This window comes from Providencia sp. PROV252, from assembly GCF_033676005.1.
Classification (GTDB): Bacteria; Pseudomonadota; Gammaproteobacteria; order Enterobacterales; family Enterobacteriaceae; genus Providencia; species Providencia vermicola.
Map to the genome: position 1 here is coordinate 11,570 of NZ_CP096295.1, position 18,136 is coordinate 29,705.

Genomic DNA, 18,136 nt, shown 5'->3' on the forward strand with positions numbered 1-18,136 from the left:
ATTATTACCAATAGAGGTGACTCACTTTCGTCACCTCTCTATCATAATAAGTGGCTACGATTTATCCACAATATGAATAAAGTGAATGTGTTTTTCATATTGATCGAGGATATCATGAATAATCTGCGCTTCACTCCATCCCATAATATCGTAGTCCTGCCCACCTTCCTTTAAATAGACTTCAGCGCGGTAATATTTCTGAGGTTCATTATTTTCATCATCATCCATCCCCACTAATGCAAAAGACGGCGTCAGGTAGTCCCGTAATCGTATTTCATAGAGAAAATTGAGACTCTCACCAAATTGCACTTCCAGAGTCACCCTATCGTCCTTATTATGGATAGCGGCCTCTGTGCTCTGCTTTTCCAACTCAGTGATGACAGATTGCATAGCGGGCTCAATCACTTCTGTCATGAAACGTTTAACCTGATTACGTTTAGGGAAGAAGGCTATTTTACGTAATCGACGCTCCCATGATAACCCCCCACGTCCTGTATTCGGTGCTAAAGTGGCAAGCTGTTGACTGTCTTTTTTGTAAACATCAATACGTAAGGCTTTTAGCAATCCGACGATAGCAGTCAATAAAATAATCGCAAAGGGTAGCGCGGTAGCAATTGTCATGGTTTGTAATGCCGTTAATCCTCCGGCCAGTAAAAGTGTGATTGCAACGGCCCCCATCAAAAAGGCCCAAAAAATACGTTGCCATACTGGCGTGTGAATTTCACCACCGGAGGCTAACGTATCGACAACCATCGCACCGGAATCCGCGGATGTCACAAAAAAAACAATGACCATCAGCATCGCGACAAAAGAAAGGGCAGATGAAAACGGAAAGTAATTTAAAAATTCAAATAAAGCGAGAGCAACGTCTTTTTGAACCACTTGCGCCAACATTTCTGCCCCATTATCGCGGATCAGATGGATGGCACTATTGCCAAAAAAAGTCATCCAAAGTAGCGTAAACCCGGCAGGGACAAACAGAACGCCAGTGACAAACTCGCGAATGGTACGCCCTCGAGAAATTCTGGCGATAAACATCCCGACAAAAGGCGACCATGAAAGCCACCATCCCCAATACAATAATGTCCATCCCCCCAACCATTCACTGGATTGCGGTTCATAAGCATAAAGATTGAAGGTTTTATTGATAATATCTGAAAGATAAGCGCCTGTATTTTGGACAAAAGATTTGAGTAACAATACGGTCGGGCCTAAAATCCCAATCAATAGCAGTAACAATCCGGCTAAACTGAGATTGATCTCAGAGAGAATTCGTATCCCTTTATCTAAACCACTGACCACCGATAACGTGGCTAATCCCGTGATCACCACAATCAAAATCACTTGCATCGTTGGACTAACGGGAAAACCAAAGAGGTGTGCTAATCCTGCATTCACTTGCAAAACACCAAAGCCTAATGATGTCGCCACCCCGAAAACGGTGCCGACAACAGCAAAAATATCGACAGCATGACCAATAGGTCCATAAATCCGTTCACCAATGATCGGGTAAAGTGCTGAACGTAAGGTGAGCGGTAAGCCATGTCGATAACTAAAAAAAGCGAGAATTAAGGCGACAATCGCATAAATCGCCCAAGCATGTAGTCCCCAATGGAAAAACGTAATTTCCATCGCTTCTCTTGCAGCTTGAACTGTCTGTGGGTCTCCAATGGGAGGAGCAAGATAATGCATCACGGGTTCTGCGACCCCAAAAAACATAAGCCCAATTCCCATTCCAGCAGAAAACAACATAGCAAACCAGGAAAGATAACTGAATTGGGGCTGGGAATGGTCAGGACCCAATTTAATTTCACCAAATCGAGAGAGGCCTAAATAGGCGACAGTCAATAAAATTAAGGCAACAGCCAGAATATAAAACCAGCTGGCATTCTCAAAAAGTTGTGCCTGTAGAGCTTTGAGCAAAATTTCAGAACGTTGAGGAAAAATAGCGGCTATTGCAACGACACATATAATAATAAAAGCGGAAACAAAGAAAACGGGCGGATTTATCTTCCCCCACGTTTGAGACTTTTGTGGTGATAATGACATTCAATCTCCCTTTTAATGCGTGCTCATGATTGTCATGAAGCTCGGTTTATTGTGATAAATATAAGTTATTTAATTAAAAAGTATCCAATCACTTGTTTATACTTAAATATCTCTCTCATGTCATTCCACGCGGTATGACTCATTGTTGAGTAACATAAACTTGATAAACGAATAGAGGGACATTTATTGCGCTATTTTCATCGATTTTGATACTTTCGAAATAGTATGCCGCGAACAACCTATCAGGTTTTCTATTTGGCTATAGCTTTTTTTCTCCATCAGAAGGCCTTCAATTTTTTGGTGTAATATTTTGTTGATCGGACGGCCTTTATACTTCCCTTCTTGTTTGGCTTTTTGCACTCCTTGCGCTTGACGACGCCGTCTATCTTCGTAATCCTTTCTTGCAACCGCTGCCAGCATGTCTAACATCATACTGTTAAGGGCAGCAAGCATTCGTTCTGTAAATTCATCGGTGCGACTCATAAACTGGTAACTGGTTGGGAGGTCTAAAGAAACGACCTTTAACCCTTTGTGTCCAATGAGATATTTTAATTTTTCCCAGTCATCGGCATTCAAGCGGCTAATTCTATCTACCTGTTCAACTAAAATAATATCACCGGGCATGGCCACATTGAGTAAGCGAAAGAGTTCAGGTCTGTGAAGCTGAGCGCCTGACTCATTTTCTTCAAACCAGCAGGCAATTTGTAGCCCCATTCCTTCAGCAAATTTCAACAGTTCATTTTTTGCTCTTGACACATCCTGTTCATGCGTAGAAGCACGTAGATATCCATAAATTCGTATATTTGTCTTCATCGGTGCACTATACATTGGTGTTGTTATAGTAGTGCATTATACATCTATTTTTTATACTTATTACACTAGAGTTTACCTAGTGTAGTTAAGGTAGACTTAAATTGCACTTCTGTATCGATTACGCGCGCATTCATTATATGATGTTGTTTATTTTTAGAGGATAGAGGATAGAACATAACCACAATGAAAGAGATTAAATCAGGCCGTATTCAAATTTTGACTGAACAGGAAATTCATGAGCTCTATTCTCGTCCAATATTTAATCAAATTGAGCGTGAAGAATATTTTTCATTAGATCCGAGTATCAAAAAAATCCTCGCTAAAATGGGAAAAATTGAAACGAAAATATATTTAATTCTTCTGATCGGTTATTTTCGCGCTAAGCCTGTTGTTGCTCAATTTAAGCTACGAGAGGTTAAACACGATGTTGACTACATTTATGCGACTCATTTTCCAAATAGAAAACCGAAATACCCCTTTATTGCTAAAAGTACTCGTGCAACATTGATAGCGAAAATGTATGAAATACTCGGTTTTTCGCGGCTATTAAAGCGAGATAAACAAGCTTTGATAGAGCGCTTAAATGATGTCGCAACAATCTGCACATATCCCAAATATATTTTTGATGAATGCCTCGCTTTTTTAGGTCAAAACAGAATTGGATTAGTGGGTTATTCCACTTTGCAAAATATGGTCACCACGATTTTAGCTAATGAGAGGCATCGAACCGAGTTGATCCTGTCAAATAGCGTGCCACCAATAATACATAAAAAATTAAAGAAGATACTGCATACAAAAGGAGTATTAAATAGTCTATCTGGTCAACAAGGCGCAGCTAAAGATTTTACACCTACAGAGCTCGCAAGTGAAATTGAAACGCATAACACCATAAAAAGTGTGTATCCCGACGTAAAACGTCTTGTTGGTGAATTGAGATTATCATTAGGTAACTTAAGCTATTATGCATCGATTATTCAACATCAATCGATTTATAAAATTCGTCGATTTCCCGAATGGCAAGGCATGTTATATCTGGTTTGTTATCTATTTTTTCGCTATCAAGAAACTAATGATAAATTGGTAACAGCTTTTTTGTATGTGACGAGAAAGCAAAGGGAAGCTGCGAGTGCTTCAGCTAAGTTACGCATTGCAGAAGAACTGGAAATTATTCGTGAAAAGTTAATGCATGCGGGTAATATTTTACACCTCTTTGTTGATGAAACCGTCAGTGACAATACGCAATTTGGTGATATTCGCCAAAATGCATTTACAATGATCTCTAAAGATGAAATTCAGTTAATAAGTCAACATCTTAATAAGAATAATTTTGATAAAACCCATTATGAGTGGCTATACATTGATACACAATACAGAAAAATTGCGAATACGATGAGATCACTTTTTCTCGCTATTGATATCGAATGCGAACCAGGATTACACCTGCTGTCTTCCCAATTATTAACAGCAAAATTAGAACTTCAAAAAGATAAGCACATTTCTACCGTCGATCAGCGATTACTGTTAAAAAACGATAAACCTTTTATCTTGATAGATGAACAGGTTAATACTCAACGATTTGAATACTATTTATACCAAAAAGTAGCTAGGATGATTGAGAGTAACCATATTTATATCAATGAAAGCGCCAATAACAAGCGTTTAGCCGATGATTTGATTTCAGCCGCCGAGTGGAAAAAAAGCCATGTCATCATTCAAAAAACAGGGTTAACTCGGCTCAATACGCCAATAGAACAAACGCTTTCGGAATTAACGCAAAAATTGAGCGATCAAATAGAGCGTATTGGTCGTAATATCCATGATGGAGCCAATGATTTCGTGACACTTCAACCGCGTTCAAATCAGTTAACATGGAAACTGGCGAATAAACGCTGGAAAGATGATATTGATAATCCCATATATAACCAGCTCCAACATATGGGGATCATTGAAATTATGGACTATGTTCATCAAAAAACGGGTTACTTAGATGCATTCAAAAATATCGCCTCAAAAAAGAAAAACACTAAGGCCAAAGAGGGCGATTTACTTGCTTGCATATTTGGAAATGGCTCAAACTATGGTGTTCATCATATGTCATCAATATCAGATAGAGCCATCGGTGTGCTTAGAGCCGTCAATGATGGGTATATTAGGCCTGAAACAACGAGTGAAGCTAATGATATGATAGCTGATGCTTTAGCAAAACTCCCCATTTTCAAATATTATACGATTAACGAAAGTGCCCCATTTGGTAGTATTGATGGCCAAAAACATGGTTGCCGAATCAATACATTTAAAGCCCGTTTTTCTGCTAAATATTTCCGAAAAGGGAAAGGCGTATCAGCACTCACATTAGTTTCAAATCATGTACCAATAAATACGAAAGTGATTTCAGCCAATGAATATGAGGCTCACCACGCATTCGATTTACTCTATAATAATACCAGCCATATTCAGCCCAAAACATTAGCAACAGACACGCATGGCGTTAACAATGTAAACTTTGCTATCCTTGATCTCTTTGGGTATCAGTTTGCCCCGCGATATGCAAAATTTAAACACGTTTTTAATGAATTGTTTGAGATCGAGTATGATGAAATCCTTTCCCTGAAACTTAAAAAATCGCTCAACTTATCACTCATTCAAGAAGAGTGGGAAAATATTCAATGGATAATTTGTTCATTAAGCCGTAAAACGACGACACAAAGCACGGTGATTACTAAGCTTTCTAACAGTAAGAAAAACAATCGCACCTTAGCGGCTCTTCGTGAATATGACCGAATAATTAAGTGTTTATACGTTCTCGATTATGTTGATGACAAAATGCTCAGGCAGTTTGTCCAACAAGCACTTAATCGGGGTGAGGCTTACCATCAATTACGGCGTGCAATTGCGTCAATTAATGGTAATCAATTCAGAGGTGGCGATGATTACCAGATAGAACAATGGAATGATTGTGCTCGTATCATTGCTAACTGCATTATTTATTATAATTCTGCATTATTATCCAGTTTGATTGAAAAATTTGCGCGTGAAAATAATCAAGAAGCGGTGAATATGATAGCTGAGTTATCACCTGTCGCATGGCAGCATATACAGCTGGCCGGTAATTACACCTTTGGCCTTAAAAAAGATAATATTGTACTGGAAAGATTACTGGAGAATTTAGATCCTCTTATTTCAGAAGAGTCGTTAAGCTTAGCGGCATAGTCTATTAATATTATTAAACTATATATCGGCTGTAGTCCTTGATATCAAAGGGCTACAAGCAAACTTTGGACTTTTCGATGAAATGGGCACACAACCCCAAGCAGGGGATCGTCAATCACTGAATCATCATCCTGACAGTCATTATCCATTTCCAGGCACTCCGCCAATATTAACGCATTTGAAAAAACGGGGGCGAGACGCCATTCATCGTGAAATAGTTCGCAAACTATAGGGCGTTCATTTTCAAGACCGATAGGCCAGTACAAACCATAGTAATCGCCGTTGCCAAAATCAGTTTCAAATAATGGTAGGAAACCATTTGCTGGAAATGGCCCCTGACTAATTTCACTATCATGAATTGTGAATGGTATTTCTGATTTTAATAGTTCCATTTGCTATTCCTGATGAGGTTGTCATTTTTAAGTAATGATAATGCAGTTTTAATTAAAGTCATATTAAGAAGGTTTAATAACCTAATATCTAGACCAACATACAATAAAGGGTATAACCCCATGCCCCGGCGCTCCGCTTGGGGCAAAACCCAGCCCGAGCTCTATCCTCATTGTTCCGCGATAATATGAAAGCCCGCTTGGGTTCGGTGTCATTATTTGGAATCGGCAAGTTCTTCCTGAATGACCGACGCGAGAAAAGAAGAGATAAAAGAGAGAAAAAAAGAGAAAAAATAAGAGGCGGGGGATTCGGTAAATTCAGCGATAAAGTAGGTAAAGAAGGTCTTCAGTGTGGCAGCGGTGGGTTAATTAAATCATATTGTATGTTGGTCTAGATTTGTAATGTTGGAACTGATATCGGTTATGGCATGGCGTATTTCAACAGGGTAAATTTCTCATGCATAGGAAAAAGCAGATCGGTTTGCTGTCATTTCCTGATGCAGCTGATCGTGGTTTAGGTATTATTAATATCTATTATTAAGCGGGCTAATTATCTGATGAAGTTAAATATTGACGCATGCATTTCCTTTCTGGGCAAGAGTGCTTGGTTTTTTGTTATTGGTACAGCGGTGCTGCAAGTGGTAAGTGTCGCCCTGTTTATTTACTCGCTCTTTACCGGCATGGATATAGACAGACTGATTCTGGCTTCCGCAATCTTGTTTGTTGCGGTAGTGCTGTTTGGTATCTCTAAGTATGCAATTAAAATTCGCGCTCTGGATGACGCGGGTGGACCACAAGCCTATTATGACCAACAGATAGAATGGCCGCTAACACAGTTCTATATCGATCTGATAGAAGAGAGTGATGTGAAACCAGAGTTCGACGCCTGGGTTAAAGACAAAGACAAACCTCTGACGCTCGGCCAATTCGATGACGGGTTAGCTAAAGCGATACAAACAGCATATTCATTACCGATGGGGAAGGATTTACCAGATACCCAGATTATTAAACTCATTGTATATCGACATGGAACGCCTGTCTTAAAGTGGATGAGTATTGGTTTCTTCCTCCTGAGTGGAGTGCTCGGCCTTATCCTGCTTAATCCGCAAAACACACTGGCGGAAGGCATTCCATTCATTATGTTCACGCTACTTCTGGCATTGGTTTTTAGGTTTCTGCGGAGCAAGCTTCAAGCAAAAGCACAGGCTATAGTTCTCAACAGACCCCTCACCGTGGAACAGGTAGCAAGTTTAATGACATTAGCGGCCAGATTGAAAGTCCATTCCGAATTTTGCCAGCTCTTATGCAGCCCAGAATGCCCCAGGCACAGTTAAAGAAGCACATACATGGATAGTTGATCACGCCAAAGTTCTAGTTTCCGAACACACTACGTTCCTCGGTTAATCTCAAACCCCGGCTTCATGTGAAATAACGAATTCTTGCATTCCCGCCTGATAATTGTATAAAGTATGGATATATATACAGCCCCCACCACGGTGGGGGGTTAGCACGTTACCCTTTCTCGGGGATTTATTATTATGAACATCGCACAAACCTTCCATCGCCTGGAAGATGACTTGGCGTTGCTCAATCGAGTGCTGGCGGAGAAGTCTCCGCTATATGCACGCGTTTGCGTTATACCGCCAGTGGCCGATGGTGAAGAAAACCTGCCGGTTGCCCGTATTGAACCGATTCTAATGTATGGCGCTCAAGCCATCGAGCAGGCCCAAAAAGCTTACACCGATCTGCATATTAAGGATGGGCTTTCTCAGAAATCGACGCGTCGAACTGCCGGTGTACTTTGGTACGCGGATGACAACCCAGAATTCTCAGCTGAAGTCATGGCGCTGATCACGGCCATTAACTTTAGTAAGCAGTCTATACAGGACCACATCATCAGTGAGTTCGGTAATCAGAATGCGCGCTTTTCTGCACTACATAATGCGTGTCCTGGTGTTATGACTCTACATCTGTACCGCCAAATCCGTGCCTGGCATAATGCCGACCTTCAATCTGTCCGCTTCTCATGGCAACGCAAATCGCTACTGCGGATCCCAGACAAAACTAAATTGCTGGCATCTATGCAAACGGATGTCATTGACAATAGTGCCGTGAGCTTACCTGTCGGTAATCTTGCCCAGAAAATTGCAAATACCCCTCAGGAAAAGTTGCGCCTGCGTCGGCCAGCCAAAATACAGCCTGTGGCAAACATCGTATTTCGTAATGAAGATGGTGCAGCGACTGCCGCATTGAAAACCGTAACCGCTTTGATGCCCTATATTGTCATTCAAGATCAGCGTCTGGATATTAAGCCACTTCAAAACTATGCACCGCGCGATATCCAGCGTAACAGTGACCGCCTGGCAACTGAGGTCATAGGTACTTATCATGGCGAAACCATCGAAGTGCTGCTTGTGTGAGGTATTTTGCTTGGAACAGCAGAAATCAAATAATCAATAATTCGAGATAATCATCATGTTTTTAAGTAAGCTGAAAAATCATATTATCAAGAACCATATTTTGGATGAACAGCGTAAAATCCAAGAAATGAATTATGAGAAATTCAACAGAATTATTGCTGTGGGGCAGTCAATCGGAGGGAGGTCAATACCGTTGCTAATCAATGCCATCGGAAGAAACATTCAAAGTGACTTACTGATAGCGGTAGCTGAAGAAGGGGTTCTACGCCGGAACCCCAGATTTTTCCGTTACCCGAATGGTTAGAAGCTAACAGGCGAAAATACTGTTCGCCTGTTAGTGGAGCAAGTTATTTTATATGAGGTCTTTTGCTGCTAATTGCCTGTAATGCTCACCAAGAGCTGTAAGACTAACAGATTTACTTTCCATGGCTGCATGCCACATATGTGGGGCTCCTTCAGGCCTGGTAAGCCCTACACTGGTGTATTTCTGTAGGATTTTGAAAATTGCAGTGTGCTCAGGATCTGGTGCCGGGACACCTTGCGGGTCTGTAGCCCAGGATTCGTGTCTCTCAGGCTCATAAGTTGGGTCAAGTCGGAACTGAAAACCAGGTTCAGGGAAAAATTCTGAAATTCGACGAAGTTCAGCAAGTTCCAGTGGGGGGCGAACTTTACGCAAAGAAACAAAACGCTTAACGTTAGTTTTGAATACTGGCCGCTGTGCCCATGGCCCAAGAGATTGATCAACGTGTGCGTAAACACCACCAGGAGTTATATCTCCGACAAGGTTTGCGGCCGCACCACCAAGTGCATCGACGAATAAACTGGTGAAGACACCCGCACCATTTTCCTCAGTAGCATATTGTTCCGCAGTTGACGCGGTAAGAATAGTCACCCCATCGCTTATCTCAGCCACCTGTTGCTGTAGTGCGCTTCCACCTGCAACACCACTGTGGCAACTATCGAGAATGATTATGCGGTTCTTAACTTTCGATTGATTGGCCATAATCATTATCTCAGACAACGAAACACCATCATTCCCGGTTTTAACGTCCGAAGAACAAAGATAGCCACCTGTTGCCTCAATATGACCGTGTCCAGCGAAGTAAAAGAGTGAAATATCACCGTCATCTGCAAAAAGACTTTCGATTGCTTGTCTAAGTTCGTCTCGACCAACAAGGTCATTTGGCCCAGTCGCAGTTAGATGTTTCATGCCGAAATTAACCGATCCATCAGCGTGTCTGTCCAACATAGCTTTAACTGCAAACGAGTCATTCACGCAACCATGAAGTGGTGAAACGTTAGTGTAATAGTCGATGCCAACGACAAGTGCCTTTCTCATTCTTTGTTCTTCCCTTCTCCCATCATTTGATCAACCGCAGAGGCAATGTTCGCCCAGTCCCAACTGATAGTCCTGTTGCGCTGGAGCCCATCAGGCAAGTTGCTGGAACTGTCCGCACCACCGACATATACACCGAACACTGGGACATTTTGGTCTTTGGCCATCTTTATTTCTTTAGCAACGCCGGTAGCACTAGCCATGGTTTTGCCGACCAATACGATCAACATATTGCACTTGTTGATCTTATCTTTAACTATGGCCTCCCATTCTGACTGAGCCATTGCTGATTTGGCAGACCAATCCTGAATTGAGAAAGGGGTTTTTGAATTCTTGGATTGACCTACGAATAGATTTTTTTCAGTTTCGTTGTGATCAAAATCGAAACTGATGAACGCTCTTGGATCTGCCATTGACTACTCCTTGTAATTAGCTAATGAGTATTGATTATAAAGAAGATAAAGCTGCAAAAATCACAATAACATAGTGATTCAATGAATGTCTGCGACAGGGCTCGACAATTGAAATTAAGTATGTGACAGGAGTTTCACTCCATCCGGGCGCAATTCCCCTTTAGGTGAAACGTGCCTATATAGCGTCTGTCGAGTGATGTTCAGTTCCCGGCACAAGTCGTTAACCCTGGTCTCTGATTGTCCCATTGCAGCCATCGCCAGACGTAGTTTAGCAGGGGTCATCTTGAACGGACGACCGCCTTTCCGTCCGCGGGCTCTTGCTGACACCAGACCAGCAGTCGTTCGCTCAGCAATCAGTTCGCGCTCAAACTCGGCCAGTGCAGCAAAGATGCCAAATACAAGTTTACCAGCAGGGGTTGTGGTATCGATAGTCGCGCCATGACCGGTCAATACCTTCAGGCCTATTCCTCTCCCGGTCAGCTCATGCACTGTGTTTATTAGATGGCGCAGGTCACGGCCCAGTCGATCCAGTTTCCATACGACCAACGCATCACCGGGTCGTAGCGCCTTCAGACAGGCAATAAGTCCAGGCCGATCTTCTCGCTTGCCCGATGCCCGATCTTCATAAAGATGGGCAGCGTCAACGCCGGCAGCGATCAGCGCATCACGCTGTAAATCATTCGCCTGAGAACCATCTGCTTTTGATACCCGCATATAGCCAATTAACATTTTTCACCTGTCACATATACGTTCGATTATGTGACATTCTGAATTTAAGACCAGAGTCTGTCAATAAATGTCACATTACCCGTCATTTAAATTATGACACACAAAAGGTTTATTTTAATGATAAAGTGACATTTATTATAAATTATATAAGGAACAAGGATGGCCAATAAAAATAAACTTCTCAGCATTCTTTCAAACGCTGAACAGGAAGCACTTTATGGCCTCCCTGACTTCGATGATGCTCAAAGAATGGAATTTATTGCTTTGGACGAATGTGAATTGGAATTGGTCAATAGTCGAAAGGGACTTCATGCTCAACTTTTTTGTATTCTTCAAATAGCATATTTTAAAGGAAAGCATTTATTTTTTCGTTTTAGCTGGAATGATGTATTGGACGATTGCCATTTTGTTTTAAGTCGTTATTTTCCCGGTAATTCTCTCCCGAAAAAGACGCCCTCTAAGTATGAGCGTTATGCTCAACGAGAAAAAATTTGTGCGCTGTATGGTTATCAACCCTGGTCATCTTCGTTGTCTTCACAACTAGAGCAGCAAGCGGTTCACATTGCGCGCCGAGATGTCACACCCAATTTTATCGCCACTGAGCTGATCATCTGGCTAAATCACCAAAAAATTATTCGCCCCGGTTACACCACGCTCCAAGAATTGGTGAGTCGAGCCCTTTCTGATGAAAGAAAAAGGCTTGGGTGTATTTTAAACGATACACTTGATGATGCCACTATTGAGGATCTCAACAAACTGATTGAACGGGATGATACGTTATCTCAGCTAACGGTTCTCAAACAGGATGCGCGCGATTTTGGCTGGCGTCAAATGGCGTATGAGCGTGAAAAACGGGCTAGATTGGAGCCGTTACATCGTAAAGCGTGTGAAGTTTTACCGGTATTGAACATTTCCCAACAAAATTTATTGTATTATGCCAGCCTAGTCAATTTCTATACGGTTTATGACCTCCGTAGCCTAAAACCTGAACAGACCCGTCTTTATTTGCTGTGTTATGCGTGGATACGTTATCGGCAGTTTAGTGATAACCTGTTGGAAGCCATGCTTTTTCACATGAAGCAGCTTGAAGATGAAAGCCGAAATGTGGCTAATCAGCTTCTGTCTGAAGTACAAGAAAAACACCGTCGAGAAACCACTAAAATCGGTCGACTATTGTCGATTTATGTGGATGATAGCGTTCCTGATCTGACCACCTTTGGTGAAATTCGCCGTCGAGCGTGGAAAATCATGCCGAAGGAGGCGCTTAAAACCACAGCGCAGCGTATGAGTGTCAAACCTATCAGCAAGTTGGCGTTGCAGTGGCAGGCGGTGGATAAATTGTCGGCATTAGTACGACGTCATTTACGGCCCTTATATTTGTTGCTTGACCTTACTTGCGTCATTCCGGAGAGTCCATGGGCTGAAGCTTTGGCTTGGCTAAAAAGAGTATTTCAGAAAAAACAGACGCTCTCACAGCGCCCTTTTGCGGAATGCCCACTCGGGACGATACCAAAACAACTACATCCTTATTTACTCAAATTCAGCGAAGATGGAGCACCCATTGGATTGAATGCCGAACGTTACGAGTTTTGGCTGTACCGGCAGATAAGAAAACGTTTTCAATCTGGGGAATTCCACCTTAATCACAGTCTGCGACATCGACATTTTTCAGATGAATTGGTCCCCGAGGAAGAACAAGCTGATGTGTTGGTTACAATGGATATTCCCTTTTTGCAAAAGCCCATAAAAACCCAACTTAAGGCATTAGAATTGGAGCTACACCGCCAGTGGAAAGCATTCAATCGCGAATTGAAGCAAGGGAAGTTAAAACATTTGGAGTATGATAAAGAGGCTCAAAAACTGACATGGCATAAATCCGTAATTAATCGTCATAAGTCAAAGATAAAGCGTTTTTATGAGCAATTGCCATTTTGTGATGTCACTGATGTGTTCCGTTTTGTTAACGAACAATGCCGATTTCTCTCGGTGATGAAACCATTGCAACCTCGCTATGCTAAAAAAGAAGCGGATACCGATAGCCTAACCGCGGTTATTGTCGCTCAGGCTATGAACCATGGTCATCATGTGATGGCGCGAACCAGTGATATTCCGTTCCATATACTTGAAACTACGTATGAACAGTACCTCCGGTTAGCCTCGCTATTGACAGCGAATGACTGTATTACTGATGCCATCGAAACACTTCCCATTTTTCCACATTATTCATTTGAACCTGGAACACTTTACGGTGCGGTTGATGGCCAAAAATTTGGCGTAGAACGGCCTACCGTGAAGGCACGTCATTCACGTAAATACTTTGGACGAGGCAAAGGTTTAGTCGCTTACACGTTACTTTGCAACCATATTCCGATTAATGGATATCTAATTGGAACCAACGAGTATGAAGGTCATCATGTTTTTGATATTTGGTATCGCAATACCTCAGAGGTAAAGCCAACCGCAATTACCGGTGATATGCACAGTATCAACAAAGCCAACTTTGCACTTTTACACTGGTTCGGCCTGCGTTTTGAGCCTCATTTTACGGATCTGAACAAACAATTACAGGAGTTATACTGTGCTCAAGATCCTTCAATATATAAAAAAGGTTTTATCCAGCCCGTTGGACAAATTGACCTTGACCTCATCACGCGTGAAAAAAACAATCTCGACCGTATAGTTGCTACATTAGGATTGAAGGAAATGACACAAGGCACGCTGATCCGCAAGTTATGTACCTATACAACCGCTAATCCAACAAGGCAGGCCGTTTTTGAATATGACCGATTGGTTCGCAGCATTTACACATTAAAATATTTACGGGATCCTCAACTGGAGCGAAATATTCGCCGGTCTCAAAACCGAATTGAATCTTACCATCAACTCCGAGGGGCAGTGGCTAAAGTCGGTGGAAAGAAAGAGTTAACCGGGAAAGGGGATATTGAGACAGAAATCAGCAATCAATGTGGGCGACTAATCAGCAACGCTATTATTTATTACAACTCAGCGATCCTATCGCGTTTGCAGGAGCGGTTTGAAGCGGAAGGGAATGTAAAAGGGATTGATGCATTAATGCGAATATCCCCTGTAGCTTGGCAACACATACTACTGAATGGGCATTATACCTTCCAAAGCAGCAATGAAATTATTGACTTGGATACTTTAGTTATGGGGATAAAACTAGGATAACGGAAAAATCTGGGATTCCGGCGTAGAACCCCAAGAAGGTACGGATGCACGCTCTGATGACTTTGTTAACCCATATAAATTCTTTTTCTCAGATATTTTTGATGTACTTGATTATGATGCTCTACAGTCATGTTTAACCCACGAAACGAGCTATGTTGCTGATCTATCTACATCATTAATATTACCTTGTCCTTGGAACTACAATCGTTATGTATCCGCATTATCTTCCATAGGGTTCCATGCGGGAAACCCTTGGGAGCAGGATGAAATGAACCACCGAGTAATGATTTGGCTTCCCTGGAATATAGCTTTTGTATTCGGTGGAAACCATTCAATTACTGCTGGTGTCCTCGCCAATGAAGGCATGATAATTCCAGATACTGTCTACGACATGTCACCATTATTCTCTCAAGTAAAGACCGATGGAAAATTTTGGTACCGGAATGGCACGGTCTTTGACAAAGTAACATGTCATCGCCGTGCTGCATTGTTTGAGCTTGGTAGGATGCTCACATCAGCAACAGAATGAATATGGCAATACTTACTTCGTAACCTTCTGAATCTGCCTCTTTCTTTTTCAGTCCCAATTTCGTCACCTGACGCCTACCCATTACCATAAGCAAACCTTAGGTAATACAGCCTAAGGCCTTTGGTGAGAAAAAGCATGAATTATTTCGAAAGTACGCTTCGCTTAAGGATTTCGTCCTACGACTTATACCGGATACATCAGCATCTGGATTATTTCATTCAGGAACAGTGCAAGGCAAAACTCCCATACTCGTTTTCCATTCAACCGGGCACCGGCAATGATACCTACATCTTGTCGCGCACAGCACAAGCCGTTGGCGTGCCGGGTGAGGTTAAAAAAAGCGTGTATTTTTCAGAAGGGCAGGAAGTCACAATCACAGGGACTATTGCAGCGGTTCGGCGTGAAGTTTTAAACGGCCGCAAGCGTGAAACTTGCCCCCCATCCGAGGAATTGCCGGATTTTGTAAAATACCGCTTAGATCGTGCTGGCTTGACTCCCCACCATGTCGGGGTAAACAAAATGGGGTCCGCTTGGAAAACGGAAATTATCCCACGCTAAGACTATATTTTGTACAGCAGTGGAGAAGGATGAGAGACCAGCAGTTCATTAACAGGGACTCCTTTTTGCTTAAGCGGCTCAATGGTTCTTTCTATATAAACCGTATTCCAGAGTGTTATCGCCGCCGTATGTAGTGTCAGCGCCGGTGGCGTGGTAACGCTGATCCTCTCACCCCCAGATCCCTGATTTCATTCAGCCGGTGCATGAAGGATGCTCGCCCAAGGGCCTCACCCTTATTCAGCCCCACCTGTATGCATCGGCCTAAGCCTTTATCGCAAAATCAGTCCAGCATAAACAGCGTCCGATCTCTGCAGAAAATCGCCCTCTGCGCTACGAGTTTGAACGCATTTACTCTGTTTATAGGTAACATTCGCTCCACGATATAATGATATCGGCAACGTATTCAGCATCCTGAGTATGAGTCAGAAGGTGATCCGCCTTACCCAACGAAATGAAACTCTTGGGATGCTTTGCTGCTTTGAATATTTTTTCGGCCTGCTCAATTAACACAGTATCATCTTCAGTCGCATGAAAAATAAGCAGAGGCTTGTTCATGGCGAACACCTTATGAGCGATTTTGTGTTCCTGAATATTGTCCAGCATCTGTTTCTTTAAGGTAAATACCCGCCCGGCCAGCTCAACGGGATAGGGGTCGTCTCAGAAAACGGAAAATAAAGCACGCTAAGCCGGTGGCAGCGGTCGCAATGGCCTAAACTTCCCCGCACCGACCTTGGCGCTGCTGCGCCATAGGTAATCGCCGGTCAGGTTGATGTGCTCCCACCCCAGCGGCGACAGATATTGCAACAATGTGTCGTCCAGCGCCGTGCCGTTGCCACGCAAAGCACTGGTGGCACGCTCCAGATATACCGTGTTCCACAACACGATGGCCGCCGTCACCAGATTGAGGCCGCTGGCCCGGTAGCGCTGCTGCTCAAAACTGCGGTCGCGGATTTCACCCAATCGGTAGAAGAAGACCGCCCTGGCCAGCGCGTTGCGCGCCTCGCCCTTATTCAGCCCCGCATGGACGCGGCGGCGCAGCTCCACGCTTTGCAGCCAATCCAAAATGAACAGCGTGCGCTCGATGCGCCCCAGCTCGCGCAACGCCACGGCCAAGCCGTTCTGGCGCGGGTAGCTGCCGAGTTTGCGCAGCATCAGCGAAGCCGTTACCGTGCCTTGCTTGATGGAGGTGGCCAGCCGCAGAATTTCATCCCAATGGGCGCGTATTTGCTTGATGTTCAGCCTGTCGCTGCTAATCATCGGCTTGAGCGCGTCATAGGCGGCATCGCCCTTGGGGATGAATAGCTTGGTTTCGCCCAAGTCACGGATACGCGGCGCGAAGCGAAATCCCAGCAAATGCATCAAGCCAAACACGTGATCGGTGAAGCCTGCCGTGTCGGTGTAGTGTTCCTCGATGCGCAAGTCCGACTCGTGGTACAGCAGGCCATCAAGCACGTAAGTTGAATCACGAATGCCCACGTTGACCACCTTGGCACTGAAGGGCGCGTACTGGTCGGAGATATGGGTGTAGAAAGTCCGTCCTGGACTGCTTCCATACTTCGGGTTGATATGACCAGTGCTTTCTGCTTTGCTGCCGGTTCTGAAGTTCTGGCCGTCCGACGATGACGTGGTGCCGTCACCCCAGTTGCCGGCGAAGGGTTGCCGAAACTGCGCATTCACCAGCTCGGCCAGCGCCGTCGAATAGGTTTCATCGCGGATGTGCCAGGCTTGCAGCCAAGACAGCTTGGCGTAGGTGGTGCCAGGGCAGGACTCGGCCATTTTGGTCAGACCCAGGTTGATCGCGTCGGCCAGGATCGTCGTCAACAGCAAGGTTTTGTCCTTGGCCGTGTCGCTGGTCTTCAGGTGTGTGAAGTGGCGGGTGAAGCCCGTCCATTCATCGACCTCCATCAGCAACTCGGTGATTTTGAGGTGCGGCAGCAGCATAGCTGTCTGGTCGATCATGGCTTGCGCGGCGTCTGGTACTGCCGCGTCCAGCGGCGTGATCTTCAGGCCTGACGCGGTGGTGATGATGGCATCCGGTAAGTCGTTGGCCGCAGCCATGCGGTTGACTGTGGCGAGTTGCGCCTCCAACAATTCCAACCGGTCATGCAGGTATTGGTCGCAGTCGGTGGCCACTGCCAGCGGCAATTCGCTGGCCAGCTTCAAAGTGGCGAACTTCTCGACCGGCACCAGGTATTCGTCGAAGTCCTTGAACTGGCGAGAACCCTGCACCCAGACATCACCGGAGCGCAGCGCGTTCTTCAGCTCCGACAGGGCGCATAACTCGTAGTAACGCCGGTCGATGCCGTCGTCGGTCAGAACCAGCTTTGCCCAGCGCGGCTTGATGAATGCGGTTGGCGCATCGGCGGGCACCTTGCGCGCGCTGTCGCTGTTCATGCCGCGCAGCATGTCGATGGCATCGAGCACACCCTTGGCGGCGGGCGCTTATCCATAGTATAATGAATAATAGTAGTTAAAGTAGTTTAGGAGGGGGATATTAGGGA

13 protein-coding genes and 3 pseudogenes are annotated in these 18,136 nt (G+C 44.1%); 7 read left to right on the top strand and 9 right to left on the bottom strand.

Going from position 1 to position 18,136, the window contains the following annotated elements:
* Positions 1-54 precede the first annotated feature (54 nt).
* Positions 55-2,049: a BCCT family transporter gene (locus M1F05_RS21190; protein WP_042849111.1), complete on the bottom strand. Its 1,995-nt coding sequence runs from the start codon at positions 2,047-2,049 to the stop codon at positions 55-57.
* A gap of 183 nt (positions 2,050-2,232) precedes the next feature.
* A complete protein-coding gene (locus M1F05_RS21195) occupies positions 2,233-2,862 on the bottom strand; it encodes a recombinase family protein (RefSeq protein ID WP_237072386.1) in 630 nt (209 codons plus the stop codon).
* Positions 2,863-3,045: 183 nt separating this feature from the next.
* Between M1F05_RS21195 and M1F05_RS21200 the strand changes: the two genes are divergently transcribed.
* A complete protein-coding gene (locus tag M1F05_RS21200; protein WP_237072380.1) occupies positions 3,046-6,072 on the top strand; it encodes a Tn3 family transposase in 3,027 nt (1,008 codons plus the stop codon).
* Positions 6,073-6,116: 44 nt separating this feature from the next.
* Here M1F05_RS21200 and M1F05_RS21205 read toward each other — a convergent pair whose 3' ends face one another.
* The gene (locus M1F05_RS21205) at positions 6,117-6,464 is read right to left on the bottom strand and encodes a hypothetical protein (protein WP_042849109.1); all 348 of its coding nucleotides are present in this window, start codon (positions 6,462-6,464) and stop codon (positions 6,117-6,119) included.
* 554 nt (positions 6,465-7,018) lie between these two features.
* Here M1F05_RS21205 and M1F05_RS21210 point away from each other — a divergent pair.
* The 3 genes from M1F05_RS21210 (at position 7,019) to M1F05_RS21220 (ending at position 9,185) form a co-directional block, all read left to right on the top strand.
* Complete coding sequence (locus tag M1F05_RS21210) at positions 7,019-7,795, top strand: hypothetical protein (protein WP_237072381.1); 777 nt, start codon at positions 7,019-7,021, stop codon at positions 7,793-7,795.
* Positions 7,796-7,999: 204 nt separating this feature from the next.
* Entirely contained in the window at positions 8,000-8,881 is an 882-nt protein-coding gene (locus M1F05_RS21215; RefSeq protein ID WP_042849106.1) for a DNA replication terminus site-binding protein, read from the top strand.
* A gap of 55 nt (positions 8,882-8,936) precedes the next feature.
* Positions 8,937-9,185, top strand: a complete 249-nt coding sequence (locus M1F05_RS21220; protein WP_263057247.1) for a hypothetical protein — start codon at positions 8,937-8,939, stop codon at positions 9,183-9,185.
* Positions 9,186-9,233: 48 nt separating this feature from the next.
* On the opposite strand, the gene M1F05_RS21225 is transcribed toward M1F05_RS21220, so the two are convergent.
* From M1F05_RS21225 to M1F05_RS21235, 3 genes are all read right to left on the bottom strand, one after another.
* A complete protein-coding gene (locus tag M1F05_RS21225; protein WP_263057248.1) occupies positions 9,234-10,220 on the bottom strand; it encodes a caspase family protein in 987 nt (328 codons plus the stop codon).
* Entirely contained in the window at positions 10,217-10,630 is a 414-nt protein-coding gene (locus M1F05_RS21230) for a TIR domain-containing protein (RefSeq protein WP_036966639.1), read from the bottom strand. Before M1F05_RS21230 ends, M1F05_RS21225 begins: the two co-directional genes overlap by 4 nt.
* 114 nt (positions 10,631-10,744) lie before the next feature.
* Positions 10,745-11,359 (bottom strand): recombinase family protein, encoded by a 615-nt coding sequence (locus M1F05_RS21235; protein WP_263057249.1) that lies wholly within the window; start codon positions 11,357-11,359, stop codon positions 10,745-10,747.
* A gap of 159 nt (positions 11,360-11,518) precedes the next feature.
* Between M1F05_RS21235 and M1F05_RS21240 the strand changes: the two genes are divergently transcribed.
* The 3 genes from M1F05_RS21240 (at position 11,519) to M1F05_RS21250 (ending at position 15,635) form a co-directional block, all read left to right on the top strand.
* Positions 11,519-14,548 carry a Tn3 family transposase gene (locus M1F05_RS21240; protein ID WP_263057250.1) on the top strand — a complete coding sequence of 1,010 codons (3,030 nt, stop codon included), beginning with the start codon at positions 11,519-11,521 and terminating at the stop codon, positions 14,546-14,548.
* Between the two features lie 94 nt (positions 14,549-14,642).
* Positions 14,643-15,077: a DUF6710 family protein gene (locus M1F05_RS21245; protein ID WP_317634171.1), complete on the top strand. Its 435-nt coding sequence runs from the start codon at positions 14,643-14,645 to the stop codon at positions 15,075-15,077.
* 135 nt (positions 15,078-15,212) lie between these two features.
* Complete coding sequence (locus tag M1F05_RS21250) at positions 15,213-15,635, top strand: hypothetical protein (protein ID WP_237072382.1); 423 nt, start codon at positions 15,213-15,215, stop codon at positions 15,633-15,635.
* A gap of 17 nt (positions 15,636-15,652) precedes the next feature.
* On the opposite strand, the pseudogene M1F05_RS21255 reads toward M1F05_RS21250, so the two are convergent.
* The 3 pseudogenes from M1F05_RS21255 to M1F05_RS21265 form a co-directional block, all read right to left on the bottom strand.
* Positions 15,653-15,966: pseudogene (locus M1F05_RS21255) on the bottom strand (Tn3 family transposase); the annotation flags it as partial.
* 26 nt (positions 15,967-15,992) lie between these two features.
* Positions 15,993-16,283, bottom strand: a pseudogene (locus tag M1F05_RS21260) (alpha/beta hydrolase); the annotation flags it as partial.
* Between the two features lie 33 nt (positions 16,284-16,316).
* Positions 16,317-18,077 (bottom strand): annotated as a pseudogene (locus tag M1F05_RS21265) (Tn3 family transposase); the annotation flags it as partial.
* Positions 18,078-18,136 lie beyond the last annotated feature (59 nt).

Coding starts and splice junctions, on each gene's coding strand:
- M1F05_RS21215 (WP_042849106.1), top strand. CDS start 8,000: ATGAACATCGCACAAACCTTCCATCGCCTGGAAGATGACTTGGCGTTG.
- M1F05_RS21205 (WP_042849109.1), bottom strand. CDS start 6,464: ATGGAACTATTAAAATCAGAAATACCATTCACAATTCATGATAGTGAA.
- M1F05_RS21200 (WP_237072380.1), top strand. CDS start 3,046: ATGAAAGAGATTAAATCAGGCCGTATTCAAATTTTGACTGAACAGGAA.
- M1F05_RS21210 (WP_237072381.1), top strand. CDS start 7,019: ATGAAGTTAAATATTGACGCATGCATTTCCTTTCTGGGCAAGAGTGCT.
- M1F05_RS21190 (WP_042849111.1), bottom strand. CDS start 2,049: ATGTCATTATCACCACAAAAGTCTCAAACGTGGGGGAAGATAAATCCG.
- M1F05_RS21250 (WP_237072382.1), top strand. CDS start 15,213: ATGAATTATTTCGAAAGTACGCTTCGCTTAAGGATTTCGTCCTACGAC.
- M1F05_RS21220 (WP_263057247.1), top strand. CDS start 8,937: ATGTTTTTAAGTAAGCTGAAAAATCATATTATCAAGAACCATATTTTG.
- M1F05_RS21195 (WP_237072386.1), bottom strand. CDS start 2,862: ATGAAGACAAATATACGAATTTATGGATATCTACGTGCTTCTACGCAT.
- M1F05_RS21230 (WP_036966639.1), bottom strand. CDS start 10,630: ATGGCAGATCCAAGAGCGTTCATCAGTTTCGATTTTGATCACAACGAA.
- M1F05_RS21225 (WP_263057248.1), bottom strand. CDS start 10,220: ATGAGAAAGGCACTTGTCGTTGGCATCGACTATTACACTAACGTTTCA.
- M1F05_RS21240 (WP_263057250.1), top strand. CDS start 11,519: ATGGCCAATAAAAATAAACTTCTCAGCATTCTTTCAAACGCTGAACAG.
- M1F05_RS21235 (WP_263057249.1), bottom strand. CDS start 11,359: ATGTTAATTGGCTATATGCGGGTATCAAAAGCAGATGGTTCTCAGGCG.